This is a genomic window from Rubrivivax gelatinosus, assembly GCF_004340905.1.
Classification (GTDB): domain Bacteria; phylum Pseudomonadota; class Gammaproteobacteria; order Burkholderiales; family Burkholderiaceae_C; genus Rubrivivax; species Rubrivivax gelatinosus.
On the sequence record NZ_SLXD01000001.1, the window covers coordinates 16,659 to 41,510 of the forward strand.

General features: G+C 69.4%; 28 protein-coding genes, 1 tRNA gene and 1 pseudogene. 14 read left to right on the forward strand and 16 right to left on the reverse strand.

Annotated elements, in window-relative coordinates; all coding sequences use genetic code 11:
• Nucleotides 1–52: 52 nt before the first annotated feature.
• Nucleotides 53–877, reverse strand: a complete 825-nt coding sequence (gene mutM / locus EV684_RS00065) for a bifunctional DNA-formamidopyrimidine glycosylase/DNA-(apurinic or apyrimidinic site) lyase (RefSeq protein WP_132644172.1) — start codon at nucleotides 875–877, stop codon at nucleotides 53–55.
• A 16-nt stretch (nucleotides 878–893) separates the two neighbouring features.
• Between mutM and EV684_RS00070 the strand changes: the two genes are divergently transcribed.
• From EV684_RS00070 to EV684_RS00105, 8 genes are all read left to right on the forward strand, one after another.
• Nucleotides 894–2,720 (forward strand): tetratricopeptide repeat protein, encoded by a 1,827-nt coding sequence (locus EV684_RS00070; protein ID WP_242478640.1) that lies wholly within the window; start codon nucleotides 894–896, stop codon nucleotides 2,718–2,720.
• 13 nt (nucleotides 2,721–2,733) lie between these two features.
• Nucleotides 2,734–3,240 (forward strand): outer membrane lipoprotein LolB, encoded by a 507-nt coding sequence (locus EV684_RS00075; protein ID WP_242478641.1) that lies wholly within the window; start codon nucleotides 2,734–2,736, stop codon nucleotides 3,238–3,240.
• A 58-nt stretch (nucleotides 3,241–3,298) separates the two neighbouring features.
• Nucleotides 3,299–4,180 carry a 4-(cytidine 5'-diphospho)-2-C-methyl-D-erythritol kinase gene (gene ispE / locus EV684_RS00080; protein WP_132644741.1) on the forward strand — a complete coding sequence of 294 codons (882 nt, stop codon included), beginning with the start codon at nucleotides 3,299–3,301 and terminating at the stop codon, nucleotides 4,178–4,180.
• Between the two features lie 38 nt (nucleotides 4,181–4,218).
• Nucleotides 4,219–4,295: transfer RNA gene (locus EV684_RS00085), tRNA-Gln, on the forward strand.
• Between the two features lie 50 nt (nucleotides 4,296–4,345).
• Complete coding sequence (locus EV684_RS00090; RefSeq protein ID WP_132644175.1) at nucleotides 4,346–5,308, forward strand: ribose-phosphate pyrophosphokinase; 963 nt, start codon at nucleotides 4,346–4,348, stop codon at nucleotides 5,306–5,308.
• An 80-nt stretch (nucleotides 5,309–5,388) separates the two neighbouring features.
• Nucleotides 5,389–6,033 (forward strand): 50S ribosomal protein L25/general stress protein Ctc, encoded by a 645-nt coding sequence (locus EV684_RS00095; protein WP_132644176.1) that lies wholly within the window; start codon nucleotides 5,389–5,391, stop codon nucleotides 6,031–6,033.
• A gap of 92 nt (nucleotides 6,034–6,125) precedes the next feature.
• On the forward strand, nucleotides 6,126–6,767 hold the full coding sequence (pth, locus tag EV684_RS00100) for an aminoacyl-tRNA hydrolase (protein WP_132644177.1): 642 nt from the start codon (nucleotides 6,126–6,128) through the stop codon (nucleotides 6,765–6,767).
• Between the two features lies 1 nt (nucleotide 6,768).
• Complete coding sequence (locus EV684_RS00105; protein ID WP_132644178.1) at nucleotides 6,769–7,134, forward strand: hypothetical protein; 366 nt, start codon at nucleotides 6,769–6,771, stop codon at nucleotides 7,132–7,134.
• Here EV684_RS00105 and EV684_RS00110 read toward each other — a convergent pair.
• The 15 genes from EV684_RS00110 to EV684_RS00180 form a co-directional block, all read right to left on the reverse strand.
• Nucleotides 7,131–7,388: a YfhL family 4Fe-4S dicluster ferredoxin gene (locus EV684_RS00110; RefSeq protein ID WP_132644179.1), complete on the reverse strand. Its 258-nt coding sequence runs from the start codon at nucleotides 7,386–7,388 to the stop codon at nucleotides 7,131–7,133. The genes EV684_RS00105 and EV684_RS00110 overlap by 4 nt on opposite strands.
• A gap of 1 nt (nucleotide 7,389) precedes the next feature.
• Nucleotides 7,390–7,893 (reverse strand): pantetheine-phosphate adenylyltransferase, encoded by a 504-nt coding sequence (coaD, locus tag EV684_RS00115; protein ID WP_132644180.1) that lies wholly within the window; start codon nucleotides 7,891–7,893, stop codon nucleotides 7,390–7,392.
• Between the two features lies 1 nt (nucleotide 7,894).
• Nucleotides 7,895–8,488 (reverse strand): 16S rRNA (guanine(966)-N(2))-methyltransferase RsmD, encoded by a 594-nt coding sequence (gene rsmD / locus EV684_RS00120; protein ID WP_132644181.1) that lies wholly within the window; start codon nucleotides 8,486–8,488, stop codon nucleotides 7,895–7,897.
• Nucleotides 8,485–9,264 carry an imidazole glycerol phosphate synthase subunit HisF gene (gene hisF / locus EV684_RS00125; protein WP_014427077.1) on the reverse strand — a complete coding sequence of 260 codons (780 nt, stop codon included), beginning with the start codon at nucleotides 9,262–9,264 and terminating at the stop codon, nucleotides 8,485–8,487. Before hisF ends, rsmD begins: the two co-directional genes overlap by 4 nt.
• A gap of 33 nt (nucleotides 9,265–9,297) precedes the next feature.
• Complete coding sequence (gene hisA / locus EV684_RS00130) at nucleotides 9,298–10,044, reverse strand: 1-(5-phosphoribosyl)-5-[(5-phosphoribosylamino)methylideneamino]imidazole-4-carboxamide isomerase (RefSeq protein ID WP_132644182.1); 747 nt, start codon at nucleotides 10,042–10,044, stop codon at nucleotides 9,298–9,300.
• A 34-nt stretch (nucleotides 10,045–10,078) separates the two neighbouring features.
• Nucleotides 10,079–10,720: an imidazole glycerol phosphate synthase subunit HisH gene (gene hisH / locus EV684_RS00135; protein ID WP_132644183.1), complete on the reverse strand. Its 642-nt coding sequence runs from the start codon at nucleotides 10,718–10,720 to the stop codon at nucleotides 10,079–10,081.
• Nucleotides 10,717–11,322, reverse strand: coding sequence for an imidazoleglycerol-phosphate dehydratase HisB (hisB, locus tag EV684_RS00140; RefSeq protein WP_014427074.1), 606 nt, complete (start codon nucleotides 11,320–11,322; stop codon nucleotides 10,717–10,719). Before hisB ends, hisH begins: the two co-directional genes overlap by 4 nt.
• A 9-nt stretch (nucleotides 11,323–11,331) precedes the next feature.
• Nucleotides 11,332–12,420 carry a histidinol-phosphate transaminase gene (hisC, locus tag EV684_RS00145; protein WP_132644184.1) on the reverse strand — a complete coding sequence of 363 codons (1,089 nt, stop codon included), beginning with the start codon at nucleotides 12,418–12,420 and terminating at the stop codon, nucleotides 11,332–11,334.
• Between the two features lie 57 nt (nucleotides 12,421–12,477).
• Nucleotides 12,478–13,800: a histidinol dehydrogenase gene (gene hisD, locus EV684_RS00150; RefSeq protein WP_132644185.1), complete on the reverse strand. Its 1,323-nt coding sequence runs from the start codon at nucleotides 13,798–13,800 to the stop codon at nucleotides 12,478–12,480.
• Nucleotides 13,797–14,438: an ATP phosphoribosyltransferase gene (hisG, locus tag EV684_RS00155; protein WP_132644186.1), complete on the reverse strand. Its 642-nt coding sequence runs from the start codon at nucleotides 14,436–14,438 to the stop codon at nucleotides 13,797–13,799. The genes hisD and hisG overlap by 4 nt, the downstream gene beginning before the upstream one ends.
• Nucleotides 14,435–15,700 carry a UDP-N-acetylglucosamine 1-carboxyvinyltransferase gene (murA, locus tag EV684_RS00160; RefSeq protein ID WP_132644187.1) on the reverse strand — a complete coding sequence of 422 codons (1,266 nt, stop codon included), beginning with the start codon at nucleotides 15,698–15,700 and terminating at the stop codon, nucleotides 14,435–14,437. Before murA ends, hisG begins: the two co-directional genes overlap by 4 nt.
• An 82-nt stretch (nucleotides 15,701–15,782) precedes the next feature.
• On the reverse strand, nucleotides 15,783–16,043 hold the full coding sequence (locus EV684_RS00165; protein WP_132644188.1) for a BolA family protein: 261 nt from the start codon (nucleotides 16,041–16,043) through the stop codon (nucleotides 15,783–15,785).
• Complete coding sequence (locus EV684_RS00170; RefSeq protein ID WP_132644189.1) at nucleotides 16,043–16,648, reverse strand: ClpP family protease; 606 nt, start codon at nucleotides 16,646–16,648, stop codon at nucleotides 16,043–16,045. Before EV684_RS00170 ends, EV684_RS00165 begins: the two co-directional genes overlap by 1 nt.
• A 57-nt stretch (nucleotides 16,649–16,705) precedes the next feature.
• The gene (locus EV684_RS00175; protein WP_132644190.1) at nucleotides 16,706–17,476 is read right to left on the reverse strand and encodes an ABC transporter permease; all 771 of its coding nucleotides are present in this window, start codon (nucleotides 17,474–17,476) and stop codon (nucleotides 16,706–16,708) included.
• The gene (locus tag EV684_RS00180) at nucleotides 17,473–18,384 is read right to left on the reverse strand and encodes an ABC transporter ATP-binding protein (RefSeq protein ID WP_132644191.1); all 912 of its coding nucleotides are present in this window, start codon (nucleotides 18,382–18,384) and stop codon (nucleotides 17,473–17,475) included. Before EV684_RS00180 ends, EV684_RS00175 begins: the two co-directional genes overlap by 4 nt.
• A gap of 57 nt (nucleotides 18,385–18,441) precedes the next feature.
• Here EV684_RS00180 and EV684_RS00185 point away from each other — a divergent pair, with 57 nt between their 5' ends.
• The 6 genes and pseudogenes from EV684_RS00185 to EV684_RS24505 form a co-directional block, all read left to right on the forward strand.
• Nucleotides 18,442–19,098, forward strand: a complete 657-nt coding sequence (locus EV684_RS00185) for a TetR/AcrR family transcriptional regulator (protein ID WP_132644192.1) — start codon at nucleotides 18,442–18,444, stop codon at nucleotides 19,096–19,098.
• On the forward strand, nucleotides 19,098–19,874 hold the full coding sequence (locus EV684_RS00190; RefSeq protein ID WP_132644193.1) for a tetratricopeptide repeat protein: 777 nt from the start codon (nucleotides 19,098–19,100) through the stop codon (nucleotides 19,872–19,874). The genes EV684_RS00185 and EV684_RS00190 overlap by 1 nt, the downstream gene beginning before the upstream one ends.
• A 291-nt stretch (nucleotides 19,875–20,165) precedes the next feature.
• Nucleotides 20,166–20,675 carry a sigma-70 family RNA polymerase sigma factor gene (locus EV684_RS00195; RefSeq protein WP_132644194.1) on the forward strand — a complete coding sequence of 170 codons (510 nt, stop codon included), beginning with the start codon at nucleotides 20,166–20,168 and terminating at the stop codon, nucleotides 20,673–20,675.
• 122 nt (nucleotides 20,676–20,797) lie between these two features.
• Nucleotides 20,798–21,763 carry a FecR domain-containing protein gene (locus EV684_RS00200; protein ID WP_165908351.1) on the forward strand — a complete coding sequence of 322 codons (966 nt, stop codon included), beginning with the start codon at nucleotides 20,798–20,800 and terminating at the stop codon, nucleotides 21,761–21,763.
• A 201-nt stretch (nucleotides 21,764–21,964) separates the two neighbouring features.
• Nucleotides 21,965–24,496 (forward strand): TonB-dependent siderophore receptor, encoded by a 2,532-nt coding sequence (locus tag EV684_RS00205; RefSeq protein WP_132644196.1) that lies wholly within the window; start codon nucleotides 21,965–21,967, stop codon nucleotides 24,494–24,496.
• A gap of 107 nt (nucleotides 24,497–24,603) precedes the next feature.
• A pseudogene (locus EV684_RS24505) lies at nucleotides 24,604–24,843 on the forward strand (DUF190 domain-containing protein); the annotation flags it as partial.
• Nucleotides 24,844–24,852: the final 9 nt, after the last annotated feature.

Consider the following 24,852-nt stretch of genomic DNA (forward strand, 5'->3'; position numbering starts at 1 on the left):
CCCCCCGCGGACACGGGGCCTCGGCACGCCGGGGCTGCGCAATCCGTCTCGCTCAGGGCCGCTGGCAGGCGGCGCAATAGTAGGTGGCGCGTTGCGCCTGCACGATACGGCGCACCGCGGCGCCGCAGCGCGGGCAGGCTTCGCCGGCGCGGCCATAGACACGCGCGTGCTGCTGGAACGCACCGTCCATGCCGTGCGCGTCGCGGAAGTCGCGCAGCGTCGAGCCGCCGAGCTCGATGGCCTGTGCCAGCGTCTCGCGCAGCGCCTGCAGCAGCCGCGCGGCACGCACCGGGCCGATGCGCCGGCAGGGTGTCGCCGGGTGGATGGCGGCCGCATGCAGCGCCTCGCAGGCGTAGATGTTGCCGGCCCCGACGACGATGCGGCCCGACAGCAGCATCGCCTTGATCGGCGCCCGGTGGCGCTGCAGCGCGGCGTGGAAGGACGCCGGCGTGAGCGCCTCGTCGAAGGGCTCGGCGCCCAGCGTGGCCAGCAGCGTCGCGGCCGGCGCATCGACCGTCGAGGGCGACCAGACGACGGCGCCGAAGCGGCGCGGGTCGGTCAGCCGCAGCGTGCCCTGCGAGGTGACGAGGTCGAAATGATCGTGCGCGCCGGGCGGGGGTGCCACGGCATGCAGCGCCAGCGATCCGGACATGCCCAGGTGCAGCAGCAGCCCGCCGCCGCAGCCGCCGAGCAGCGGCAGCCAGAGGTACTTGCCGCGGCGCTGCACCGGCAGCACGCGGGCGCCGACCAGGGCCTCGGGGGCGACGCCCAGCCCCCAGCGCAAGGCCTTGCCCAGGCGCACCGCGAGCACCTGGGCGCCGCGCAGCGGCTCGTCGATGCCCCTGCGCGTGACTTCGACTTCGGGCAATTCGGGCATGCGGCATTATGTCGAGATGCCTTCCCGATCCCTTGCCGCCGCCCGCCGCCGCGGTGCCCGCCCGCTGGCCGCCGCGCTGGCCTTCGCCGCCGTCTCCGCCTGGGCCCAGGACGCCGCGCCGCCGGCAGCACCTGCGTCGTCGCCGCCGGCGCCGGTGCGCAACTCGCTGCTCGACGCGCCGCTCTTCTATCAGCTGCTGATCGGCGAGATCGAGGCGCGCCAGGGCCAGCCCGGCACCGCCTACCAGGTGATCCTGGACGCGGCGCGGCGCAGCCGCGACGAGACGCTGTTCCGTCGCGCCGTCGAGATCGCGCTGCAGGCGCGCGCCGGCGAGGAGGCGCTGACAGCCACACGCGCCTGGCGCGGCACGCTGCCGACCTCGCAGGAAGCCCTGCGCACCGAGCTGCAGATCCTGTCGGCACTGAACCGGCTGGACCAGGCCGCCGAGCCGCTGCGCGCACTGCTGCTGCTGGCCACGCCGGCCGAGCGCAGCGGACTCATCGCCGCCGTGCCCCGGTTCCTGCAGCGCGCGGCCGACCCGGCGCACGGCGCGCGCCTCGTCGAGGAGGTGCTCCAGCCCTACCTGGAGCAGCCGGTCACGCGTGTCGCCGCCCAGGTGGCGATCGGCCGCGGCTGGCTGGCCGCCGCCGACAGTGACCGCGCGCTGGCGCTGGCGCAGCAGGCGCACGCCGACGCCCCCACGGCCGAGGCCCCGGTGCTGCTGGCGCTGGAACTGCTGCCCACGCGCCGCGAAGCCGAGCCCATCGTCAACGACTACGTCGTGCGCCCCGACGCCGAGCCGGCGCTGTTGCTGCTGTACGCACGCGCCTTGATGACGCTGCAGCGCTACCCCGACGCGCTGCAGCAGCTGCAGACCGTCAGCCGACGCAAACCCGACCTGGCCCCCCCCTACCTGACGCTGGGCGCGCTGTACCTGGACCTGAAGCAGCCGGCCGAAGGCGAAGCGGCGCTGCAGCGCTACCTCGCGTTGACCGAGGCCAACGCCGACGCATCCGACGACGACGGCGCGGATGCCCCCGACGGTGCCGACGAGGCGCGCGCGTCGAGCCCGGCGCAGGGCCGGGTGCAGGCCTGGCTGATGCTTGCCGCGTCGGCCGACCAGCGCGGCGACTACGCCGCCGCCGAACGCTGGCTGGCGAAGGTCGATGACCCGCAGCGCGCGCTGGAGGTGCAGGCGCGGCGCGCATCGATGCTGGCCCGCCAGGGCCGTGTCGACGAGGCGCGCAGGCTGCTGCAGACGGCCCCCGAACGCGGCCCGCAGGACGCACGCGCCAAGCTCGACGCCGAGGCGGCCATGCTGCGCGAGGCCCGGCGCTGGAAGGAGGCCTACGACGTGATGGGGCAGGCGCTGCAGCGCGAGCCGGACGACCCCGAGCTGCTCTACGAACAATCGATGATGGCCGAGAAGCTGGGCCGCATCGACGAGATGGAGCGCCTGCTGCGCCGCGTCATCGAGCTCAAGCCCGACAACGCCCACGCCTACAACGCGCTGGGCTACTCGCTCGCCGATCGTGGCAAGCGCCTGGGCGAAGCCCGCGACCTGATCGCACGTGCGCTCGAACTCGCGCCCAACGACCCCTTCATCACCGACAGCCTGGGCTGGGTCGAGTTCCGCCTGGGCAACCGGGCCAGGGCGCTGGAACTGCTGCGCCGCGCCTACGCCTCGCGGCCCGACGCCGAGATCGCCGCACACCTGGGCGAGGTGCTGTGGGCCGACGGCCAGCAGGACGAGGCCAGACGGATCTGGGCCGAGGCGCGGCGCCGCGACGGCAGCAACGAGGTGCTCGCCGAGACGCTCAAGCGCCTGAAGGTGCGCCAGTGAGCGCCGCCGCATGATGCGTGCGTTGCTCGTGGCGGCGGCACTCACGCTCGCCGGCTGCACGACCGTGCCGCACGAAGCGGGCGGCTGGCTCGCCGGCAGGCTCTCGGTGGAGGTGCACCCGGCCGACGCGCCGCAACGCCGCATGGCCAGCGGCTTCGAGCTGCAGGGCGACGGCGAACGCGGCGAGCTGCGCCTGACTTCACCGCTGGGCAGCATCGTCGCCACCGCGCGCTGGGCGCCGGGCGAGGCGGTGCTGACGACCTCCGACGGCAGCACGCGTTACGGCGGCCTGGACGAACTCTCGCGCGAGGCACTTGGAGAGGCGCTGCCGCTGGCCGCCCTGCCCGACTGGCTGGCGGGCCGGCCCTGGCCCGGCGCCGAGTCGCAGCCGACCGCACGCGGCTTCGAGCAGATGGGCTGGACCATCGACCTCGCGCGCCGCGACGAAGGCTGGGTCGAGGCTTCGCGCGCCTCGCCGCCGCCGGTGATGGTGCGCGTGCGCCTGGAGACGCCGGGCTGAAGCGCGCTTGGCGGCGCGCAAGCGCCGGCCGCTGGGTGACGGCTTAGAGTCGCGGCCCATGACCTTGCGATCGCTGCTCGACGTCCCGGCCCCGGCCAAGCTGAACCTGTTCCTGCACATCGTCGGGCGCCGCGCCGACGGTTACCACCTGCTGCAGTCGCCGTTCGTGCTGATCGACTGGGCCGACCGGCTGCACTTCGAGCGCCGCGACGACGGCACGATCGTGCGCCACGACCTGGGCAGCGCGCTGCCGCCCGAGGACCTCTGCCTGCGCGCCGCGCGCGCACTGCAGGCCGCCAGCGGCACGTCGGCCGGTGTCGACATCACGATCGACAAGCAGCTGCCGGCCGGCGCCGGCATGGGCGGGGGCAGCTCCGACGCGGCGACGGTGCTGCTGGCGCTGAACCGCCTCTGGGGCCTGGACTGGCCGCGCGAGCGCCTGCTGGCGCTGGGCGCGACGCTCGGCGCCGACGTGCCCTTCTTCGTCGGCGGCCGCAACGCCTTCGTAGAAGGCATCGGCGAGAAGCTCACGCCGATCGTGCTGCCGCGCCAGTGGTACGCGGTCGTGAAACCCGCCGAAGGCATCTCCACGAAAGAAATCTTCGAACACCCCCTTCTCAAACGGGATACATCTGCTATAGTCTTGGGCTCTCCCGCAGAGGACAAAGTTGTCGCGGAATTCAGCGCAGGCTACGGTTGCAACGACATGCAGCCACCCGCGCAGGACCGATGCAGCGATGTGGCGCAAGCCCTGGGCTTTCTGGAGCAACGTTACGGCAACAGCCGCATGACGGGCTCGGGCAGCGCAGTCTTCGCGAGAGCTGGCACAGGCGATCGACCCCTGGCGACATTTTCGGAAGCCGAGCTTCCGGAAGGTTGGGTCGGACGGATGTGCCGCAGTCTGGAGCATCATCCGCTGGTCGGCTGGGCTCGTGACTGAGACGGTTTCAAGGGCACGGCGTCAGCCGGGTCCTGTGTAGGGGAGTCGCCAAGTTGGTTAAGGCATCGGATTTTGATTCCGACATGCGAGGGTTCGAGTCCTTCCTCCCCTGCCAAAATTCTCTCTGACGGCGCGTCGCCGTCAGCGCTCCCGGAGATCCCCATCGTGCTGTTCAATACCGTGCTCTTCACCGGCAACGCGAACCCGGTGCTGGCGCAGGAAATTGCCACGCATCTGAGCGTCGAGCTCGGGCGGGCCTCGGTGGGTCGCTTCTCCGACGGCGAGGTCACGGTCGAGATCCGGCAGAACGTGCGTGCCCGCGACGTCTTCGTCGTGCAGCCGACCTGCAGCCCGACCAACGAGAACCTGATGGAGTTCCTGATCATGGTCGATGCGTTGAAGCGCGCCAGCGCTCGCCGCATCACCGCCGTGATCCCGTACTTCGGCTACGCCCGCCAGGACCGCCGCCCGCGCAGCACCCGCGTGCCGATCAGCGCCAAGGTCGTCGCCAACCTGCTCGAGACGGTGGGCGTCGAGCGCCTGCTGACGATGGATCTGCACGCCGACCAGATCCAGGGTTTCTTCGACATCCCGGTCGACAACATCTACGCCAGCCCGGTGCTGCTGTCGGACCTGAAGAGCAAGGCCTACAAGGACCTGGTCGTCGTCTCGCCGGACGTCGGCGGCGTGGTGCGCGCCCGTGCGCTGGCCAAGCAGCTGGGCTGCGACCTGGCGATCATCGACAAGCGCCGCCCGGCGGCCAACGTCTCCGAGGTGATGCACATCATCGGCGAGATCGACGGCCGCAACTGCGTGATCATGGACGACATGATCGACACCGCCGGCACGCTGGTGAAGGCCGCCGAGGTGCTGAAGGAACGCGGCGCCAAGAGCGTCTACGCCTACTGCACGCACCCGGTGTTCTCCGGCCCGGCCGTCGAGCGCATCAAGAACTCGCAGATCGACGAGGTCGTCATCACGAACACGATCCCGATGAGCCCGCAAGCCAAGGCCTGCCCGAAGATCCGCCAGCTCAGCGTCGCCTTCCTGTTCGCCGAGACCATCCGCCGCATCAGCGACGGCGAGTCGGTGACCTCGCTCTTCGCCGAGCAGAACAGCAATTTCTGACGGGAAAGCGGGCTCGCTTCGCGAGCCCTTTCCTTTTTGGGGCCTGGTCGCGGGCCCTTTTTCGCAACTGTGGAGTCCACATGAAATTCACCGCTTTCGAGCGTAGCGTCCAGGGGACCGGAGCGAGCCGCCGCCTGCGCAACGCCGCCAAGGTTCCGGGCATCGTCTACGGTGCCGGCGAACCCAAGATGATCGAGCTCGATCACAACGCCCTGTTCTTCGCGCTGAAGAAGGAAGCCTTCCACTCGTCGATCCTCGAGATGGAACTGGCCGGCCAGGTCGAGAAGGTCCTGCTGCGCGACTTCCAGATGCACGCGTGGAAGCCGATCGTCATGCACGTGGACTTCCAGCGTGTCGACGAGACGACCCGCCTGCGCAAGAAGGTGCCGCTGCACTTCGAAGGCGAAGAGAACTCGCCGGCGGTGAAGACCGACAAGTGCGTGATCAGCCACGTCGCCACCGAACTCGAGATCGAGTGCCTGGCTTCGCAACTGCCCGAGTTCGTCACGATCGACCTGTCGGGCCTGGTGAAGAACCAGACCCTGCACCTCAACGACCTGAAGCTGCCGGCCGGCATCAAGGCCGTGCGCCACGGCACGCTGAACCCGGCGATCGTCTCGGTCGCGCTGCCCAAGGTCGAGGAAGAAGTGATCGCCGCACCGGTGGTCGCCGCCGAAAAGGGCAAGGGCAAGGCCAAGAAGGACGAGAAGCAGAACAAGAAGTGATGCCGCGGCCGGGCTTGCCCGGCCTCGCACACCGTTTGGGGCCCCACCTCGGTGGGGCTTCGTCGTTTCCGGCCTCCGGATAATCCTCGACCATGATTCGTCTGTTCGTCGGCCTGGGCAACCCGGGCCCTGAGTACGAGGCCACGCGCCACAACGCGGGCTTCTGGTGGCTGGAGGCACTGGCCGACAAGCTCGGCGCACGCCTCGTGCCCGAACGCGGCTACCAGGCGCTGGCCGCGCGCGTGAACACGCCGCAAGGCCCGGCCTGGCTGCTCGAGCCGATGACCTACATGAACCGCTCGGGCTTCTCGGTCGCGACGCTGGCGCGTTTCTTCAAGATCGCGCCGAACGAGATCCTCGTCGTGCACGACGAACTCGATCTGCAGCCCGGCGAGGCCAAGATGAAGCTCGGCGGCAGCGCCGCGGGCCACAACGGGCTGAAGGACATCCACAGCCAGCTCGGCACGCTGGACTTCTGGCGCCTGCGCCTGGGCATCGGCCACCCCGGCGTGCGCGCCGAGGTCGTCAACTGGGTGCTGAAGAAGCCCTCGCCCGACCACCGCGAGGCGATCGCCAAGGCGATCGAGCAGTCGCTCGCGGCTTCCGAGCTGATGCTCGCCGGCGAGATGGACCGCGCGCTGCAGAAGATCCACGCCAAGCCGCCACGTCCCAAGCCGCCGAAGCCGCCGCGCCCCGAAACGCCGCCGGCGCCGGACGTCCCGCCGGCCGACTGACATGCGCACCACGCTCGCCCTCGTCTTGTCGATGCTGGTGGGCGGCTTGGCCGAGGCGGCCGATGTGCAGCGCATCTGGCGCTGCGGGCCCGACGGGCGCGTGCTGCAGGACCGCCCCTGCCACGGCGGCGAAACACTGGCCGTGCGAGACCAGCGCCCCAGCGCCGCCGACGAAGCCGCCGCGCGTGAGGTGGCGCGTCGTGAAGCGGCACTTGCCGAACAGCTGCGTGCCGAACGCCTGGCGCGGGAACAGGAAGCCGTGCCGGCGCCCGGCGGTTTCGTCGAGCCCGAGAAACCCGCCGCGCAGAGTGTGCTGAAGAAGACCGCGAAGACGAAGCCGCGGAAGAAGAAGGCGCGCCGCGACTAACCGGCAGCGCCCGCCTGCAGCGCCCGGAACTTCAGCTGCAGCTGCTCAGGCGTCTCGACGTGCGCCGGGTTCACCGGGATGCACTCCACCGGGCAGACCTGCACGCACTGCGGCTCGTCGAAGTGCCCGACGCACTCGGTGCAGCGGCCCGGGTTGATCTCGTAGTGCTCCTCGCCCATCGAGATCGCCTGGTTCGGGCACTCGGGCTCGCAGACGTCGCAGTTGATGCACTCGTCGGTGATCCACAAAGCCATGTCACGTGCTGGGCTGGTTGACCCGTTCCTGCAGCCGCTGAAGCACCGACGGTGCCACGAACTTGGAGACATCGCCGCCGAGGGTGGCAATCTCGCGGATGAAGGTGGCGCTGACGAACTGGTACTGGTCCGAGGGCGTCATGAACACCGTCTCGACGTCGGGCATCAGCTGGCGGTTCATGCCGGCCATCTGGAACTCGTACTCGAAGTCGCTGACCGCACGCAGGCCGCGCACGATGACCTTGGCGCCGTTGGCGACGACGAAGTCGCGCAGCAGGCCGCGGAAGGCGACGACCTCGACGTTGGCGTAGGGCGCCGCGATCTCGCGCGCCATGGCCAGCCGCTCCTCGACCGTGAACATCGTGCGTTTGTGGTGCCCGGCCGCCACCGCCAGGATCAGCCGGTCGAACAGGCGCGAGCCGCGGCGCATCAGGTCTTCGTGGCCCAAGGTCATCGGGTCGAAGGTGCCGGGATAGACCGCGGCAAGCGGGGTGACGGTGGTCACGTCAGGGTCCTGTAACGGAAACCGGCGCAGTGTAGCCGCGGCGCAGCAGCTGGTAGTGCACCGCACCGGCGCGGCCTTCGCGCCAGGGCTCCAGCCCGGGCGGCAGTTCGGCCAGCGCCTCGCCGCTCTCGACGTAGACGAAACCGCCCGGCACGACCAGGCGCGCGGCCGCGTGCGCGGCCGGCAGCGCGAGCCCGGCGGCGAACGGCGGGTCCAGCAGCACCAGTTCCCAGGACTCGGGCACGGCCGCGGCCATCCAGGCCATCGCATCGGCGCGGCGCGCTTCCAGCCCGGCGGCACCCAGGCGTTGCGCATGGGCCTTGAAGCCGGCGACGAGCTGCGTGTCCTGCTCCAGCAGCAGCACCTGCGCCGCACCGCGCGACGCGGCCTCGAAACCGAGCGCGCCGCTGCCGGCGAAGGCGTCGAGCACGCGCCAGCCGGTGAGGTCCTGGCCCAGCCAGTTGAACAGCGTCTCGCGAACGCGGTCGGGTGTCGGCCGCAGGCCGGGCCGGTCGGGCACCGGCAGCTTGCTCCGCTTCCAGGCGCCGCCGATCAGCCGCACCTCGTTCGGGCGGCCGCGCTGCGGCGGCTTCACGGGCGGACCGGGATGCCGTCGCGCGCCATCAGCGCCTTGGCCTGGGCGACGGTGAACTCGCCGTAATGGAAGATGCTGGCGGCCAGCACCGCGTCGGCGCCGCCCAGGCGGATGCCTTCGGACAGGTGCTCCAGCGTGCCCACGCCGCCCGAGGCGATCACCGGCACCGGCACCGCGTCGCTGACGGCGCGCGTGAGTTCCAGGTCGAAGCCGCTCTTCGTGCCGTCGCGGTCCATGCTGGTCAAGAGGATCTCGCCGGCGCCGTGTTCGGCCATGCGACGCGCCCACTCGACGGCGTCCAGGCCGACGTTCTTGCGCCCGCCGTGGGTGTAGACGTCCCAGCCCGGGCCGCGCGCGGCCAGGTCCTCGCCCTGGCGGCGCTTGGCGTCGATCGCGACGACGATGCACTGCGCGCCGTACTTCTCCGACGCGTCGCGGATCACCTGCGGGTTGGCCACCGCCGCCGAGTTGAAGCTCACCTTGTCGGCGCCGGCGTTGAGCAGCCGGCGAACGTCCTCGACCGTGCGCACGCCGCCGCCCACCGTCAGCGGGATGAAGACCTGCGAGGCCACGGCCTCGATGATGTGCAGGATCAGGTCGCGGCCGTCGCTGGTCGCGGTGATGTCCAGGAAGGTCAGTTCGTCGGCGCCCTGCTCGTTGTAGCGTGCGGCGATCTCGACGGGGTCACCCGCGTCGCGCAGTTCGACGAAGTTGACGCCCTTGACGACCCGGCCGCCGGTGACGTCCAGGCAGGGAATGATGCGTTTGGCCAGCATGGGAACGCCCGGCGAGGGGCGGCGCGAAAGAGGTTAGGCGGCGCCGTTGAGCTCGTCGGCGCGCGCCTGCGCGGCGGCGAAGTCGAGCGCGCCGGTGTAGATGCTGCGCCCGCAGATGACGCCTTCGACGCCCTCCGGCTCGACGCCGCACAGGCGTTCGATGTCCGCCAAGTCCGACAGGCCGCCCGAGGCGATGACGGGAATGGACAGCGCCTGTGCCAGCTTGACGGTGGCCTCGATGTTGATTCCGGTGAGCATGCCGTCGCGGCCGATGTCGGTGTAGACCACGCCTTCGACGCCGTAGTCCTCGAATTTCTTCGCCAGGTCGACGACCTCGTGGCCGGTCAGCTTGCTCCAGCCGTCTGTCGCGACCTTGCCGTCCTTGGCGTCCAGGCCGACGATGATGTGGCCGCCGAAGGCCGTGCAGGCGTCCTTCAGGAAACCCGGGCTCTTGACCGCCGCGGTGCCGATGATGACGTAGCTGATGCCGTCGTCGAGCAGGCGCTCGATCGTGTCCAGGTCGCGGATGCCGCCACCCAGCTGCACCGGGATCTCGTCGCCGACCTCACGCAGGATGGCCTTGACGGCCACCTCGTTGATCGGCCGGCCGGCGAAGGCACCGTTGAGGTCGACCAGGTGCAGACGGCGTGCGCCGGCGTCTAGCCAGCGGCGCGCCATCGCGGCAGGGTCGTCGCCGAAGGTCGTGGAAGCGTTCATATCGCCCTGTTGCAGGCGGACGCACTTGCCGTCCTTCAGGTCGATGGCGGGGATCAGCAGCATGGCTCGTCGGCGCCGTGGAGAGGGGAAAGACGGATCACGGTTTCCAGCCCAGGAAGTTGCGGTACAGCGCGAGGCCGTGCGCAGCGCTTTTCTCGGGGTGGAACTGGGTGGCAAAAATATTATCCCGCGCGATAGCGCAGGTAAAGCGCGCGCCGTAGTCGGTTTCGCCCGCCGTGTGGGCGGGATCTGCCGGTGACGCGTAATAACTGTGTACGAAATAGAAGAAAGCGCCGTCGGGCACGCCGTGCCACAGCGCGTGCGGGCGCTGCCAGACCTGGTTCCAGCCCATCTGCGGCACCTTGAAGCGGCTGCCGTCGTCCTGCAGCCGGCCTTCGAGGCGGAAACGCTTGACCTCGCCGGGGATCAGGTCCAGCCCGGGCGTGTCCTGCTCCTCGCTGTGCGTCAGCAGCATCTGCATGCCGACGCAGACACCCATCAGCGGCTTGTTCGCGGCGGCGTCGAGCACCGCCTCGAGCAGGCCGGAATCGCGCAGCTCGCGCATGCAGTCGCGGATCGCGCCCTGCCCCGGCAGCACGATGCGCTCGGCGGCGAAGACGTCCTCGGGCCGCGAGGTGACGACGACCTCGTGCCCGGTGCCGGCGGCGACGTGCATCACCGCCTGCGACACCGAGCGCAGGTTGCCCATGCCGTAATCGACGACGGCGACGACGCTCACAAACAACCTTTCGTCGACGGCACGATGCCGGCCGCACGTTCGTCGGCGGCGAGCGCCATGCGCAGCGCGCGGCCGAAGGCCTTGAACACCGTCTCGCACTGGTGGTGCGCGTTGACGCCCTTCAGGTTGTCGACGTGCAGCGTGACCAGCGCGTGGTTGACGAAGCCCTGGAAGAACTCGTAGACGAGCTGGGTGTCCAGCGCGCCGATCATGCCGGCGCTGAACTTGACGTCGAAGGCCAGCCCGGGGCGGCCGGAGAAGTCGACGACGACACGCGACAGCGCCTCGTCCAGCGGCACGTAGCTGTGGCCGTAGCGCGTGATGCCGCGCTTGTCGCCCACCGCCTTGGCCACCGCCTGGCCCAGCGTGATGCCGATGTCCTCGACGCTGTGGTGGCCGTCGATGTGCAAATCGCCCTCGCACTCGACTTCCAGATCGATCATGCCGTGGCGCGCCACCTGGTCGAGCATGTGGTCAAGAAAGCCGATGCCGGTGGCGAGCTTGGCGTCGCCGCGGCCGTCGAGGTCGACGCGCACGCGGATGCGCGTCTCGCGGGTGTCGCGCCGGACTTCGGCAGTGCGGGCGTCGGTGCGGGTGTCCATGGCGTCCTTCTACAGGCTGGCGCGCAGCGCGTCGATCAGTCGGGTCGTCTCGTCGGGGGTCCCGACGGTCAGGCGAAGACAGTTGGCGAGCGAGGGGTGCAGCGCCGAGACGTTCTTCACCAGCACGCCGCGCGACTTGATGCCGGCGAAGGCCGCTGCGGCGTCGGGCACACGCGCGAGGATCATGTTCGCTTCGCTCGGCCAGGGGTGCACGCCGGGCATCGCCAGCAGCGCCTCGTACAGGCGCTGGCGCTGGGCGCGGATCTCGGCGGCTTGGCGCGCGTACTCGTCGGCGTGTTCCAGCGCGAACAGCGCGGCCTCGGCGTTGAGCACGCTGACGTTGAACGGCGGGCGCAGCTTGTCGATCTCGGCGATCAGCGCGCTGCGGCCCATCAGGTAGCCGATGCGCACGCCGGCCAGGCCGAACTTGCTCATCGTGCGCATCACCAGCACGTGCGGGTGGGCCGCCAGCCGCGCCATCGAGTCGCGCGCGGCGAAGGGCTGATAGGCCTCGTCCATCACGACCAGACCGCCGGCTTCGCCCATCGCCGCGATCAGGCGGTCGACGACGGCGTCGTCCCAGAGGTTGCCGGTCGGGTTGTTCGGGTAGGAGAGATACAGCAGCGAAGGCCGGTGCTCGGCGATCGCCGCCAGCATCGCCTTCTCGTCGAGCTCGAAGTCGGCGGCCAGCGGCACGCCGACGAAACGCACGCCCTGCAGCGCCGCCGACAGCCCGTACATCACGAAGCTGGGCAGTGGCGACATGAAGACCGCGCCCGGCACCGCGCAAGCGAGGCTCAGCATCGTGATGAGCTCGTCGGAGCCGTTGCCCAGCGTCAGCGCGCAGCCTTCGGGCAGGCCGGCGAACGCCGCCAGCGCCGCCTTCAGGTCCTCGGTGCGTTCGGCCGGGTAGCGGTGGATCGCCACGCGGCCCAGGCGCTCGCCCAGCGCCTGCTGCAGCGCCGGCGGCAGCGGGAACGGGTTCTCCATCGTGTCCAGCTTGACGAAGCCGGCCGAGGGCTGCACCGCGTAGGCGTGCAGGCCCTGGATGTCCTGGCGCACGACACGGGCCATCAGGGACGGGAGATCGGGAGTCATCGCGGGCTTTCCGGCCTGGGGCTGCGAAGGGATCGTCGGGTTGAGCTCAGGCCGCGCTCAACAAGGCTTCTTCAGACGGAACTCGGCAGCCTGGGCGTGGGCCTGCAGCCCTTCGCCGTAGGCCAGTTCGGCGGCGATCGGGCCCAGCACCTGGGCACCGGCTTCGCTCACCTCGATCAGGCTGCTGCGCTTCTGGAAATCGTAGACGCCCAGCGGCGACGAGAAGCGCGCGGTGCCCGAGGTCGGCAGCACGTGGTTCGGGCCGGCGCAGTAGTCGCCCAGGCTCTCGCTGGTGTAGGCGCCGAGGAAGATCGCGCCGGCATGGCGCAGCAGCGGCTCCCAGCGGCCGGGTTCGGCCGAGCTGACTTCCAGGTGCTCGGGCGCGACGCGGTTGGCGATCTCGCAGGCTTCTTCCATCGAGCGCGTGTGGATCAGCGCGCCACGGCCTTCGAGCGAGGCGCGGATCGTCGCCTGGCGCGGCATCGTCGGCAGCAGGCGCTCGATGGCGGCCTGCACCGCGGCGATGTAGCCGGCGTCCGGGCACAGCAGGATGCTCTGCGCGAGTTCGTCGTGCTCGGCCTGGCTGAACAGGTCCATCGCCACCCAGTCGGCCGGCGTCGTGCCGTCGGCCAGCACGAGGATCTCGCTGGGGCCGGCGATCATGTCGATGCCGACCTGGCCGAAGACGCGGCGCTTGGCGCTGGCGACGTAGGCGTTGCCCGGGCCGGTGATCTTGTCGACCCGCGGCACGGTCGCCGTGCCGTAGGCCAGCGCGGCCACGGCCTGGGCGCCGCCGATCGTGAAGACGCGGTGCGCGCCGGCGACCGCGGCCGCGGCCAGCACCAGCGCGTTGCGCTCGCCGCCGGGCGTCGGCACGACCATCACGATCTCGCCGACGCCGGCCACCTGGGCCGGGATCGCGTTCATCAGCACGCTCGACGGGTAGGCCGCCTTGCCGCCGGGCACGTAGATGCCGACGCGGTCCAGCGGCGTGACCTTCTGGCCCAGCAGCGTGCCGTCGGCGTCGCGGTAGCTCCAGCTCTGGCCGCAGGCCTGGAGCTGGCGCTGGTGGTAGTCGCGCACCCGCTCGGCGGCGGCTTCGAGCGCCGAGCGCTGGGCCGGCGTGATCGAGGCCAATGCGGCGCGCAGTTCGTCGGCGCCGATCTCCAGCGCGGCGACCGAGTCGGCCTGCAGGCGGTCGAAACGTGCCGTGTATTCCAGCACCGCGGCGTCGCCGCGCTGGCGCACGTCGTCGAGGATGCCGGCGACGCGGCCCTCGATCTCGGCGTCGGTCTCGGCCGACCAGTGCAGCACACGCTGGAAACCGGCTTCGAAACCGGCGTCGGCGGTGGACAGGCGGGTGATCGCAACTGGGCTCATGCGCGGGACTCCACGGCTTGCTCGAAGGCGTCGATCAGCGCGCGCAGCGGGGCGCGCTTCAACTTCAGCGCGGCCGGGTTGACGACCAGGCGCGACGAGATGTCCATGATCTTCTCGACCTCGACGAGCTGATTGGCCTTCAGCGTGCTGCCGGTCGAAACCAGGTCGACGATGGCATCGGCCAGACCGGTCAGCGGCGCCAGCTCCATCGAGCCGTAGAGCTTGATCAGGTCGACGTGCACGCCCTTGGCGGCGAAGTGCTGGCGCGCGATCTGGGTGTACTTGGTGGCGACGCGGATGCGGGCGCCCTGGCGCACGGCGCTCGCGTAGTCGAAGTCGGCACGTGTGGCGACACTCATGCGGCAGCGTGCGATGCGCAGGTCCAGCGGCCGGTACAGGCCGTCGCCGTGCTCCAGCAGCACGTCCAGGCCGGCGACGCCCAGGTCGGCGCCGCCGTGCTGCACGTAGGTCGGCACGTCGCTGGCGCGCACCAGCACGACGCGCACGTCGGGCCGCGTGGTGCCGATGATCAGCTTGCGGCTCTTCTCCGGATCCTCCAGCACCTCGATGCCGGCGGCCGCCAGCAGCGGCAGCGAGTCCTCGAAGATGCGGCCCTTGGACAGTGCGAGCGTGATCATCGGATTCTCTCGATGTCCGCCCCGAGGGCGCGCAGCTTGGCTTCCATGCGGTCGTAGCCCCGGTCGAGGTGGTAGATGCGCTCCACCGTGGTCTCGCCTTCGGCCACCAAGCCGGCGATGACCAGGCTGGCCGAGGCGCGCAGGTCGGTCGCCATCACGGTGGCACCCGAGAGCGTCGGCACGCCCTGGATCATCGCCGTGTGGCCGTCGACCTGGATGCTCGCGCCCAGGCGCACCAGCTCGTTGACGTGCATGAAGCGGTTCTCGAAGATCGTCTCCGAGACCTTGGCCGCGCCTTCGGCGACGCAGTCCACGGCCATGAACTGGGCCTGCATGTCGGTCGGGAAGGCCGGGTACTCGCTGGTGCGGAAACTCACCGCCTTCGGGCGCGCGTCGGCGCGCACGCGGATCCAGCCCTCGCCCGCTTCGATCGCGACGCCGGCCTCGCGCAGTTTGGCGATGACGGCGTCCAGGTGCTCGGCACGCGCGTCGCGCAGCACGGCCTCGCCGCCGGCGGCGGCCACCGCGCAGAGGAAGGTGCCGGCTTCGATCCGGTCGGGCACGATGCGGTGCGGCGCGGCCGGCGCGTGCAGGCGCTCGACACCCTGGATGCGGATGCGGCCGCTGCCGTGGCCTTCGATCTTCGCGCCCATCGAGATCAGCAGCTCGGCCAGGTCGGTGACCTCGGGCTCCTGGGCAGCGTTCTCCAGCACCGTCTCGCCTTCGGCCAGCGCCGCGGCCATCAGCAGGTTCTCGGTGCCGGTGACGGTGATCATGTCGGTTGTGATGCGCGCGCCGCGCAGGCGGCCGGCGCTGGCGACGATGTTGCCGTGTTCGACCTTGACCGTCGCGCCCATCGCCTGCAGGCCCTTGATGTGCTGGTCGACCGGGCGCGAGCCGATCGCGCAGCCGCCGGGCAGCGACACCGTCGCGCGGCCGAAACGTGCCAGCAGCGGGCCGAGCACGAGGATCGACGCGCGCATCGTCTTCACGAGCTCGTAGGGCGCGACCGGGTCCAGGCTGTCGGGCGCGGCGAGCGTCACGCGGGCCGGCTGGTCCTCGGGGCGCTCGACGGCGACGCCCATGCGGCGCAGCAGCGACAGCATCGTCGCCACGTCCTGCAGGCGCGGCACGTTGTCCAGCGTCAGCGGCCCGGCGCACAGCAGCGCGGCGCACAGCTCGGGCAGCGCCGCGTTCTTGGCGCCGGAAATCGACACCTCGCCTTGGAGGCGGCGTCCGCCGCGGATCAGGAGTTTGTCCATGCTGGTGCTCGGAAAAAGCACGCGGCACGGGACGGGCGGCAGCGCAGCACGCGGCCACCCGCGGCGCGCCGCAGGTGCCGTGTCAGGGGTGGTGGGTGGCGCCTTGGGCCGAGTACTCGGCCGGCGTGAGCGTCTTCATCGACAGCGCGTGGATCTGCTCGCGCATTCTATCGCCCAGGGCCGCGTAGACCCGCTGGTGGCGGCGCACGCGGTTCAGGCCCTCGAAGGCCGACGAGACGATGGTGGCGAAGAAGTGGCGGCCGTCGCCTTCGACCTGCAGGTGCTCGCAGGGCAGCCCGGCCTGGATGTAGCCGCGGACCTCGGCGACGGTCGGCTCGGCCATCAGGCGAGTTCCGTCTGACGTTCGATGACGCGCGAGACGATGCCGTAGGTGATGGCCTCGTCGGCGCTCATCCAGTAGTCGCGCTCCATGTCGGCCATGACCTTCTCGATCTTCTGGCCGGTCTGGGTGGCGACGACACGCGCGATGCGCTCGCGCGTCTTGATGATTTCCTTGGCCTGGATCGCGATGTCGGTGGCGCGCCCGCCGGCGCCGCCCGCGGGCTGGTGGATCATGAAACGCGTGTTCGGCAGGCAGACCCGGCGCTCCTTGGGCGCGGCCAGGTAGATGTGCGTGCCGGCGCTGGCGACCCAGCCGCTGCCGATGGTCGTCACCGGCGCGCTGATGAAACGGATCATGTCGTGGATCGCGTCGCCGCTTTCCACGTGGCCGCCCGGGCTGCTGATCAGCATGTGGATCGGCGCGTCGGAGTCCTGCGCCAGCGCGATCAGGCGCTCGCAGGTGGCGCGCGCCAGCTTGTCGTCGATCTCGCCGAAGACGAGGACGAAGCGCGACTTGAACGACAGCTGTTCCTGCAGGCCGCCGGCGGGCTTGGCGGCGTCCTTGTCGGCAGGCTTGGCGTCGCAGGCGGCGTGGATGTGCGTCATGCTCGGAGGCTCGTGCAGGGGTTGGAGGGCGATTATCTCAGGCCGCCGCGGCGGGCGTCAGGAGCGCAGCTTGTAGCCCGACGCCAGCAGGCGCAAGGCGATCGCCGAGACGAGGACGAAGCTGGTGCCGACGACCGCCAGGCTGAGCCAGGGCGAGACGTCGCTGGCGCCGAAGAAGCCGCGGCGGAAGCCGTCGATCATGTAGAAGAAGGGGTTCAGGTGGCTCACCGCCTGCCAGACGCCGGGCAGCGACTTCACCGAGTAGAAGACGCCCGACAGAAAGGTCATCGGCATGACGATGAAGTTCTGGAACGCGGCAAGCTGGTCGAACTTCTCCGCCCACAGCCCCGCGATCAGCCCGAGCGCGCCCAGCATGCCGGCGCCGAGCGCGGCGAAGACCAGCACCCACCACGGCTCGGCCAGGTGCAGCGGCGCGAACCAGACGGTGACCCCCAGCACGCCCAGCCCGACGACCAGCCCGCGCACCGCCGACGCGCCGACGTAGGCGACGAACCAGGCCCAGTGCGACAGCGGCGTCAGCAGCAGGAACACGAGGTTGCCGGTGATCTTGCTCTGGATCAGCGAGGAACTCGTGTTGGCGAAGGCGTTCTGCAGCACGCTCATCATCACCAGCCCGGGCACGAGGAAGCTCGTGTAGCCGACGCCGGGAAACACCTCGACGTGGTCTTCCAGCACGTGGCCGAAGATCAGCAGGTACAGCACCGCCGTCAGCACCGGCGCGGCGACGGTCTGGAAGGCCACCTTCCAGAAGCGCAGCACCTCCTTGCGGAACAGCGTGCCGGCGCCGGCGAGGTCGATGCCGCTCATCGTGCGCCCTCCCCGCCCATGATGCCGAGGAAGACGTCCTCGAGGTCGGCGCGGCCGATCTCCAGGTCCTCGACGGCGACGCCGGCCTGGCGCAGCGTGGCCAGGTCGTGTTCGACCTCGGCGGCGTCGTGGGCCTTGATCTGCACGATGCGGCCGGTGACGCGGGCGCGCGCGGCCAGCGCCGGCGGCAGCACGCCGTCGGTCTTGAAGCGCAGCATCGTGCTGGCCATGCCCGACAGCAGCGCCGAGGTGCTGTCCAGCGCGACGACGCGGCCCTGCTTCAACATCGCGATGCGGCCGCACAGGGCCTCGGCTTCTTCGAGGTAATGCGTGGTCAGCAGCACCGTGTGGCCTTCGCGGTTCAGGCGTGCGACGAAGTGCCACAGCGTCTGGCGCAGCTCGACGTCGACGCCGGCGGTCGGCTCGTCGAGCACGATGACCGGCGGCCGGTGCACCAGCGCCTGGGCGACGAGCACCCGCCGCTTCATGCCGCCGGAGAGCTGGCGCATGTTGGCGCCGCCCTTGTCGGCCAGGCCCAGGTTGGCCAGCAGCTCGTCGATCCAGTCGTCGTTGTGCTTGAGGCCGAAGTAGCCGCTCTGGATGCGCAGCGTCTCGCGCACGCTGAAGAAGGGGTCGAAGACCAGCTCCTGCGGCACGATGCCCAGCGCCCGGCGCGCGGCGGCAAAGTCGGCGACGACGTCGTGGCCCATCACCTCGACCCGTCCGCCGCTGGCTTGCGCCAGCCCGGCGAGGATGGAGATCAGCGTCGTCTTGCCGGCGCCGTTGGGGCCGAGCAGGCCGAAGAACTCGCCCGGCTCGATGTCGAAACTGACGCCGTCCAGGGCCTGGACGGTGCCGCGTGCGCCGCGGAAGGTCTTGGTGACGTGATCGAAACGGACAGCGGGCATGGGGGGCGGATTGTAGGCAGCGCACCCCAGACCCCACGGTGCACAATGCGCCGCACCATGCCGACGCCCAAGAAGCCGCGGCGCACCGCCGAACGCATCCTCGAGGTGACGCTGGACCTCTTCAACCGGTTCGGCGAGCCGAACGTCAGCACGACGCTGATCTCGGCCGAGCTCGGCATCAGTCCCGGGAACCTGTACTACCACTACCCGGCCAAGGACGAGCTGATCAACGCGCTGTTCGACCGTTACGAACGGGCGCTGGACGAGTTGCTGCGCGCCGCCGACGGCGTGCGCAACGTCGAGGACGCGTGGCTGTTCCTGCACATGTTCTTCGAGCTGGTCTGGCAGTACCGCTTCCTGTACCGCGACCTGAACGACCTGCTCAGCAAGAACCGGCGTCTGGAGACGCACTTCCAGTTCGTGCTGCGCCACAAGGGCGAGGCGGTGCGCCAGCTGCTGGCCGGGCTGTCGGGCGCCGGCGCGGTGCGGCTGACGCCCGAGGAGACCGAGCCGCTGGCCACCGCGATGGTCGTCGTGCTGACCTACTGGCTGAGCTACGAGTACGTGCGCGACCCGCGCCGCGCGCTGGAGCCCGAAGGCGCCGGCGCGGCACTGGCGCGTGGCGCCTGGCACACGATGAGCCTGCTGCTGCCTTATCTGGACGCCGAGTCACGCGCGCACCTGAACGCGCTGGCCGCGCCCTACCGCGCCTGATGGCGCGCTGGGTGCGTTTCCCCTGGCCCGACCCGGGCTACGTGCACGAGCCGGCGGCGCTGCGCCGGCGCTGGAAGCGGTTGCACCTGGGCGACACCGAGCCGCTGCCGCGCGATGCGGCACTGCTCGCGGCCTGGGCACGGTTCCACGCCGGCGAGTTCCGCGCCGCCTACGACGCCGCGCTGGCGCTGGGCCCGGCCGGCGTCTCGCTGGCCAACAAGGCCCAGGCGCTGCAGGCCACCTACCTCGAACGCACCGAACGCACGCGGCTGGCGATGTACGACGAGGTCGCGCGACGCGCGCTCGCCCAGCAGAAGGCCGAGCCCGCCAACCCGGCGGGCTGGTTCTGGCACGCCTACGCGCAGGGCCGGCGCGCCGAGTCGCTGGACCTGCTGAAGCTCGTCGCCGAACGCCTGGCACCGCAGGTGCGGCAGTCGCTGGAGCACACGCTGAAGCTGGCGCCCCGACACCCCGAAGCCCATCTGGCGCTGGCCACCTTCCACGCCGAGGCCATCACCCGCGTCGGACGGCTGCTGGCGATGACCGAAGGCGCCGATGCCGGCAAAGGCCTGGCGCACTACCGCCAGGCGCTGGCGCTGAACCCGGCAAGCGCGATCGTCAAGGTCGAGGTCGCGCGCGGGCTGCTGATCCTCGAAGGCGAGGCGGCACGGCCCGAGGCCCGGCGACTGCTCGCCGACGCAGCGCGCCACGTGCCGGCCGACGCGCTCGAACGGCTGGAGCTCGAGGCGGCGAAGCTGGCGCTGCAGGCGGCTTAGGCGCCATTACTGGAGGCGGTGTGGTGGTGGAGCTTCGTTCGCACCTGCCCACCCAGCGGCCAGTGCGCGTGATCGGCCCCACCCGGTCGACCTGCAGCTCATCGGCGGCGGCACGGGCATCGGCAGCCTGGGTTTCGGTCGTCGGTGACCTGGCAACTGGGGGGCCAGCGAGGGACCTCCCTTTGATCCCGGTGGGTCTCGGCAGAGCCTAGAGCAGTCGAGTTTCATCATCTGCTACGATGCGAATACGTCTCAATACCGCTTTACGACGCAAATCGCGATCGGCGTGTTATGTCGGCCAGCGAAACCTCACTGGATGTGCAAACCCTTTACAGTGACCACCACGGCTGGTTGCAGGGGTGGCTGCGCCGCAAACTCGGAAACGCACTCGATGCTGCAGACCTGGCGCACGACACCTTCGTGCGCGTACTGGGCAAAGGCCCGGACCAAGTCGTCCATGAACCCCGCGCCTACCTGAGCACCATCGCTGGCGGCCTGGTCGCCAGCCATTGGCGGCGCTACGCACTGGAACAGGCATGGCTCGAAGCGCTCGCCGCGCGGCCCGAGCCGCTCGCACCGTCACCGGAAGAGCGGTATCTCATTCTCGAGACCCTTGAAGAAATCGCAAGTCTGCTCGACGGCTTGCCCGCACAGGTGCGCGAAGCCTTCCTGCTGTCGCAGCTCGACGGCCAGACCTACCCGCAGATCGCCGCGCAGCTCGGTATCAGTGTCAACGTCGTGCAAAAGGCCATGACGCGCGCTGTGGCCCATTGCTACAAGGCGCTCTACGCCACCCGCTGACGCGGCGGCTTGCGGACGAAACACAGGAGGCAGCACTGTTTTCCTCACGCCAGGGTCCAAACCCCGGTGCCGCGGCCAACCATGATGACGACCCGGTTGCGGACGGCATCGTCGAGCAGGCTGTGGGTTGGTACGTTCGGCTCGCCTCTGGCCAACAAACTCCGCAGGACCAGGCCGAATTCGAGCAATGGCAGGCTGCGCATGCCGAGCACGCACGTGCCTGGCGGCGCTTGCAGTCCATGGGCGGACGGCTGCAGGCCAGTACCCTGCACGTTGCGCCGGACGTCTCGCGCGCCACGCTGGCCCGCGCTGCCGAACTCGAGCCCGCGCGGCGCCGCGCATTCAAGACGCTGATGTGGGTGGGCACCGGCGGCGCCGCCTTGTATCTGGTGCAGGATCAGGTGCCCTGGCGCGCCCAACTCGCATCGGCCATGGCCGACGAGCACACGGCCACTGGTGAGCGCCGCAGCCTGGTGCTGGTCGACGGCACACAACTGATGCTCAACACCGCCACGGCGCTGGACATCCAATTCACCGCGCAGCAGCGCCGCATTGTTTTGCGCACCGGAGAGATCCTGGTGACCACGGCCCCCGATGCGCAAGGACGACCCTTCGTCGTCTCGACCCGGGAAGGCACGCTCATCCCGGTGGGCACGCGCTTTTCCGTGCGCCGCGATGAAAGCCCGGCCGAAGGCAGCACGCGGCTCGCCGTTGCAGAAGGCGCTATGGAGGTTCGTTTGGCGGGGGCGGCTTCAGATGCCCCGACGCTCGTCAGGGCGGGTCAGCAGGTTCGTTTCAACCGGCAGCAGGTTTCGTCCGTTGAGCCGCTTCGCGATGCGGCCCTGTCCTGGGCCGACGAGGTCCTGACTGCGGAGAGCACGCCGCTGGGCGAGTTCATTGCCGACCTCGACCGCTACCGGCACGGCCGGCTGCGCTGCGCGCCGGAAGTCGCGCATCTGCGCATCACGGGCTCCTGGCCGCTGAGCGGCGTCAACCCCACCGAACGTATCCTTTCCTCGCTGGAGCGGCAGTTGCCGGTACGGGTGAACCGCGTGACGCGGTATTGGGTGACGGTTTCCGCGCGCTGAGACCTCCCGCGCGATGTGGTGCGGCCCTCCCCTCCGGCCAGATGCCGGCCCGGCTCTTCGGGCTGTTACAAATCAGTCGGCAGTTTTTTGAATCTCGTGCGGCTTTACATGTGAAGCCAGGCGAGACGGCGCCTCTGCCCAGGTAGTTGTCGTTTTGCTGTGCTTTCTTCCACAACAGCATTCGCACAAGGAAACCTGCACATGGCGGCCGTTCGCGCTCAATCTCCGATCACTCAGCCCGGCAAGCATTTGGACCAGCCGCGCGCAGCCACCGCCACGCGATTCCCGTTGACCCCTGTGGCACAAGCTCTGCTGGGCTTGCTGCTGAGTGCGGCTTTGGGGGCGCCTGCGCCCTCTGCCTGGGCCCAAGGCATCCCGGCGGCGGCAGATGCTCGCCGCAGTTTCGACGTTCCGGCCGGCTCACTCGACCAAGCGTTGAGCCGCTTCGGCCGCCAGGCCGGAGCCCAGATCGCGGTCAACGCTGAACTCACGGCAGGGTTGAAGAGCCCAGGGGCTACCGGTAGCCTGACTGAGGAAGAGGCTTTGCGCCAAGTGTTGGCCGGTACCGGCTTGCAGGCAGTGCGCGACACCAGCGGCGAATACACGCTACGCAAAGCTCCTGCGCTATCTCCGAGTGAAGCAACATTGCCTGAAGTCCGGGTGCGAGAAACGACTTTGCCGGCGGTGACGGTCAAGGCGAAAGCAGAGGTCAGCGCGACCACTCAGGGCAGCGGCAGCTACAGGGCGGCAGGCCCGAGCTCCACGGCCACGGGGCTGGCCCTGACGCAGCGCGAAACCCCGCAGTCGATCAGCGTCGTCACCCGGGAAAAAATCGACGACTACGCGCTGAGCAGCCTCAACGAGGTGCTGGAGCAGATGCCGGGCGTTCATGTTTCCTCGCTGGATTCCGAGCGGACGACTTACTCCGCACGCGGCTTCGGCATCGAAAATTTCCAGTACGACGGCGTCCCGACGACCATCAACTCCGCCTTCTCGGCCGGCAACAATCTGAGCAGTACGGCCATCTATGACCGCGTCGAAGTGCTCAAGGGCGCGGCAGGCCTTCTCACCGGTGCGGGACAGCCAGGCGCCATCATCAATCTCGTGCGCAAGAAGCCGACGGCGACATCGCAGAAGCAGGTCAGGGTCGGGGCGGGCTCCTGGGACAACTACAGCGCTGAACTCGATGTGAGCGCGCCGTTGAGCACCGACGGAAGAATCCGCGGTCGGGGCGTCGTCGCGTTTCAGGACCAGCATTCGTTCCTCGATGGCAGCCAGCGCAAGACCTCCGTGCTTTACGGCATGCTGGAAGCCGATCTGACGCCAGACACACTGTTGAGCATCGGATTCGATTATCAGAACACCGACCCGCAGCGATCGAGTTGGAGTGGCACCCGGCCCATCTACGACAGGTACGGCAACCGGATTTCCCTGCCCCGCTCGTACAACAGTGGCGCCAACTGGAGTGGCTGGGAACAGACTTCAGGCTCGGCATTCGCATCGCTCACGCAGTGGCTCTCGGACAGGTGGAAGCTCCAGGCCTCGTTGACCCACCAGTACAACGGCTATGACGCGAAGCTGGGGTCGATCCAGAGCGGTCCGTTTGCGGATGGCACGTCCACCATCTTCGCCAACAAGTATGTGGGGAGAACGAATACCGACACTTTCGATTTTGCAGTCGACGGCTCTTTCTCCTGGCTGGGGCGGGAGCACGAACTGGTGCTGGGTGGACAGGTCTCGCGAGCGCACTGGACGGGCACCACTTATGCGAACGTGAGCTATCCCCAGCGGATCGTCAGCGACTTCTGGAACTGGAATGGAGACATCCCGGAGCCGCTGTGGGGCACGCCTTCGTCGTACCAGGACGAGACAACGCGCCAGGAAGCCGTCTATGCGGCCACCCGCCTCTCCGCCACCGACTCCCTGAAAGTTCTGCTGGGAGGCCGGTTCGCCAACTACCGCTACACAGCGCCCAATTCATCCATCGACTTCCAGAAGAACGGCAATTTCGTGCCTTATGCCGGGCTCATTTATGAAATCAACAAGAACATTTCCTGGTACGCGAGCTACACGACCATCTTCAAGCCTCAGAGCTATCGCGACGTCAGCGGCAACCTGATCGACCCGCTGGAAGGCAAGAGCTACGAAACCGGGTTGAAAGGGGAATTTTTCGATGGCGCCCTGAACGCCAGCGCGGCGTACTTCGAGATCCACCAGGAAAACTATCCCGAGCAACTCGAAGACACCTACGCGCCCGACGGGAATCCAGCCTATCGCGGCATTCAGGGCGTGAAGGCCAAGGGCTTCGAAGCCGAGGTGACGGGCGCGCTGACGCGCAACAGCCAGCTTCAAGGCAGCTTCACCCATGTGAAGGCGCGCCAGGATGGAAAACTGGTCTCGACCACAGCGCCGGCCAACCAGTTCAAGCTGTACGCGAGCTACAGGGCTGATGCCCTGCTGCCGGGGCTGAAGCTGGGCGGCGGAGGCCGCTGGCAAAGCCGCACGTATCAGACCATCATGAACTACGGGCTGGGGCGGCAGGAAGAGTACAGCCAATCGGCCTATGCGGTTTTCGACCTGATGGCACGCCACGAAATTTCCAGGCAACTGACGGCGGGGTTGAAGATCAACAATGTCTTCGACAAGGCATACCGGACGAATGTCGGGTTCTATCGCACCACGTCCTATGGGGAGCCGAGGAACATTCACCTCAATCTCACCTATAAGTTCTGATGTCCGCTGCGCGCGCTCCAGCGCCTGCAGAAACACGGCCGGGTACCGGCAACTGAGGGACTTTCTGTCGCGCTGCTTCGTACCGCCCGCACTGCAGGAGGCTGACCATGAACGGCGACCAGATCACGTTCTTCACCGTCGAAGGGCGGCGCCACGGCAGGCAGCCGATGGGCCGCTGGCTGCTCGAGGCCGTCAAGGCGCTCGGCATCACCGGCTCGACGATGACGGCCGGCGTCGACGGGATCGGCCGCAACGGGCGGCTGCACTCGGCGCACTTCTTTGAACTGGCGGACCAGCCCGTGGAGGTGACCGTCGCCGTCACGGAGCTGCAATGGGAGGCGTTGCGCGAGCGGCTC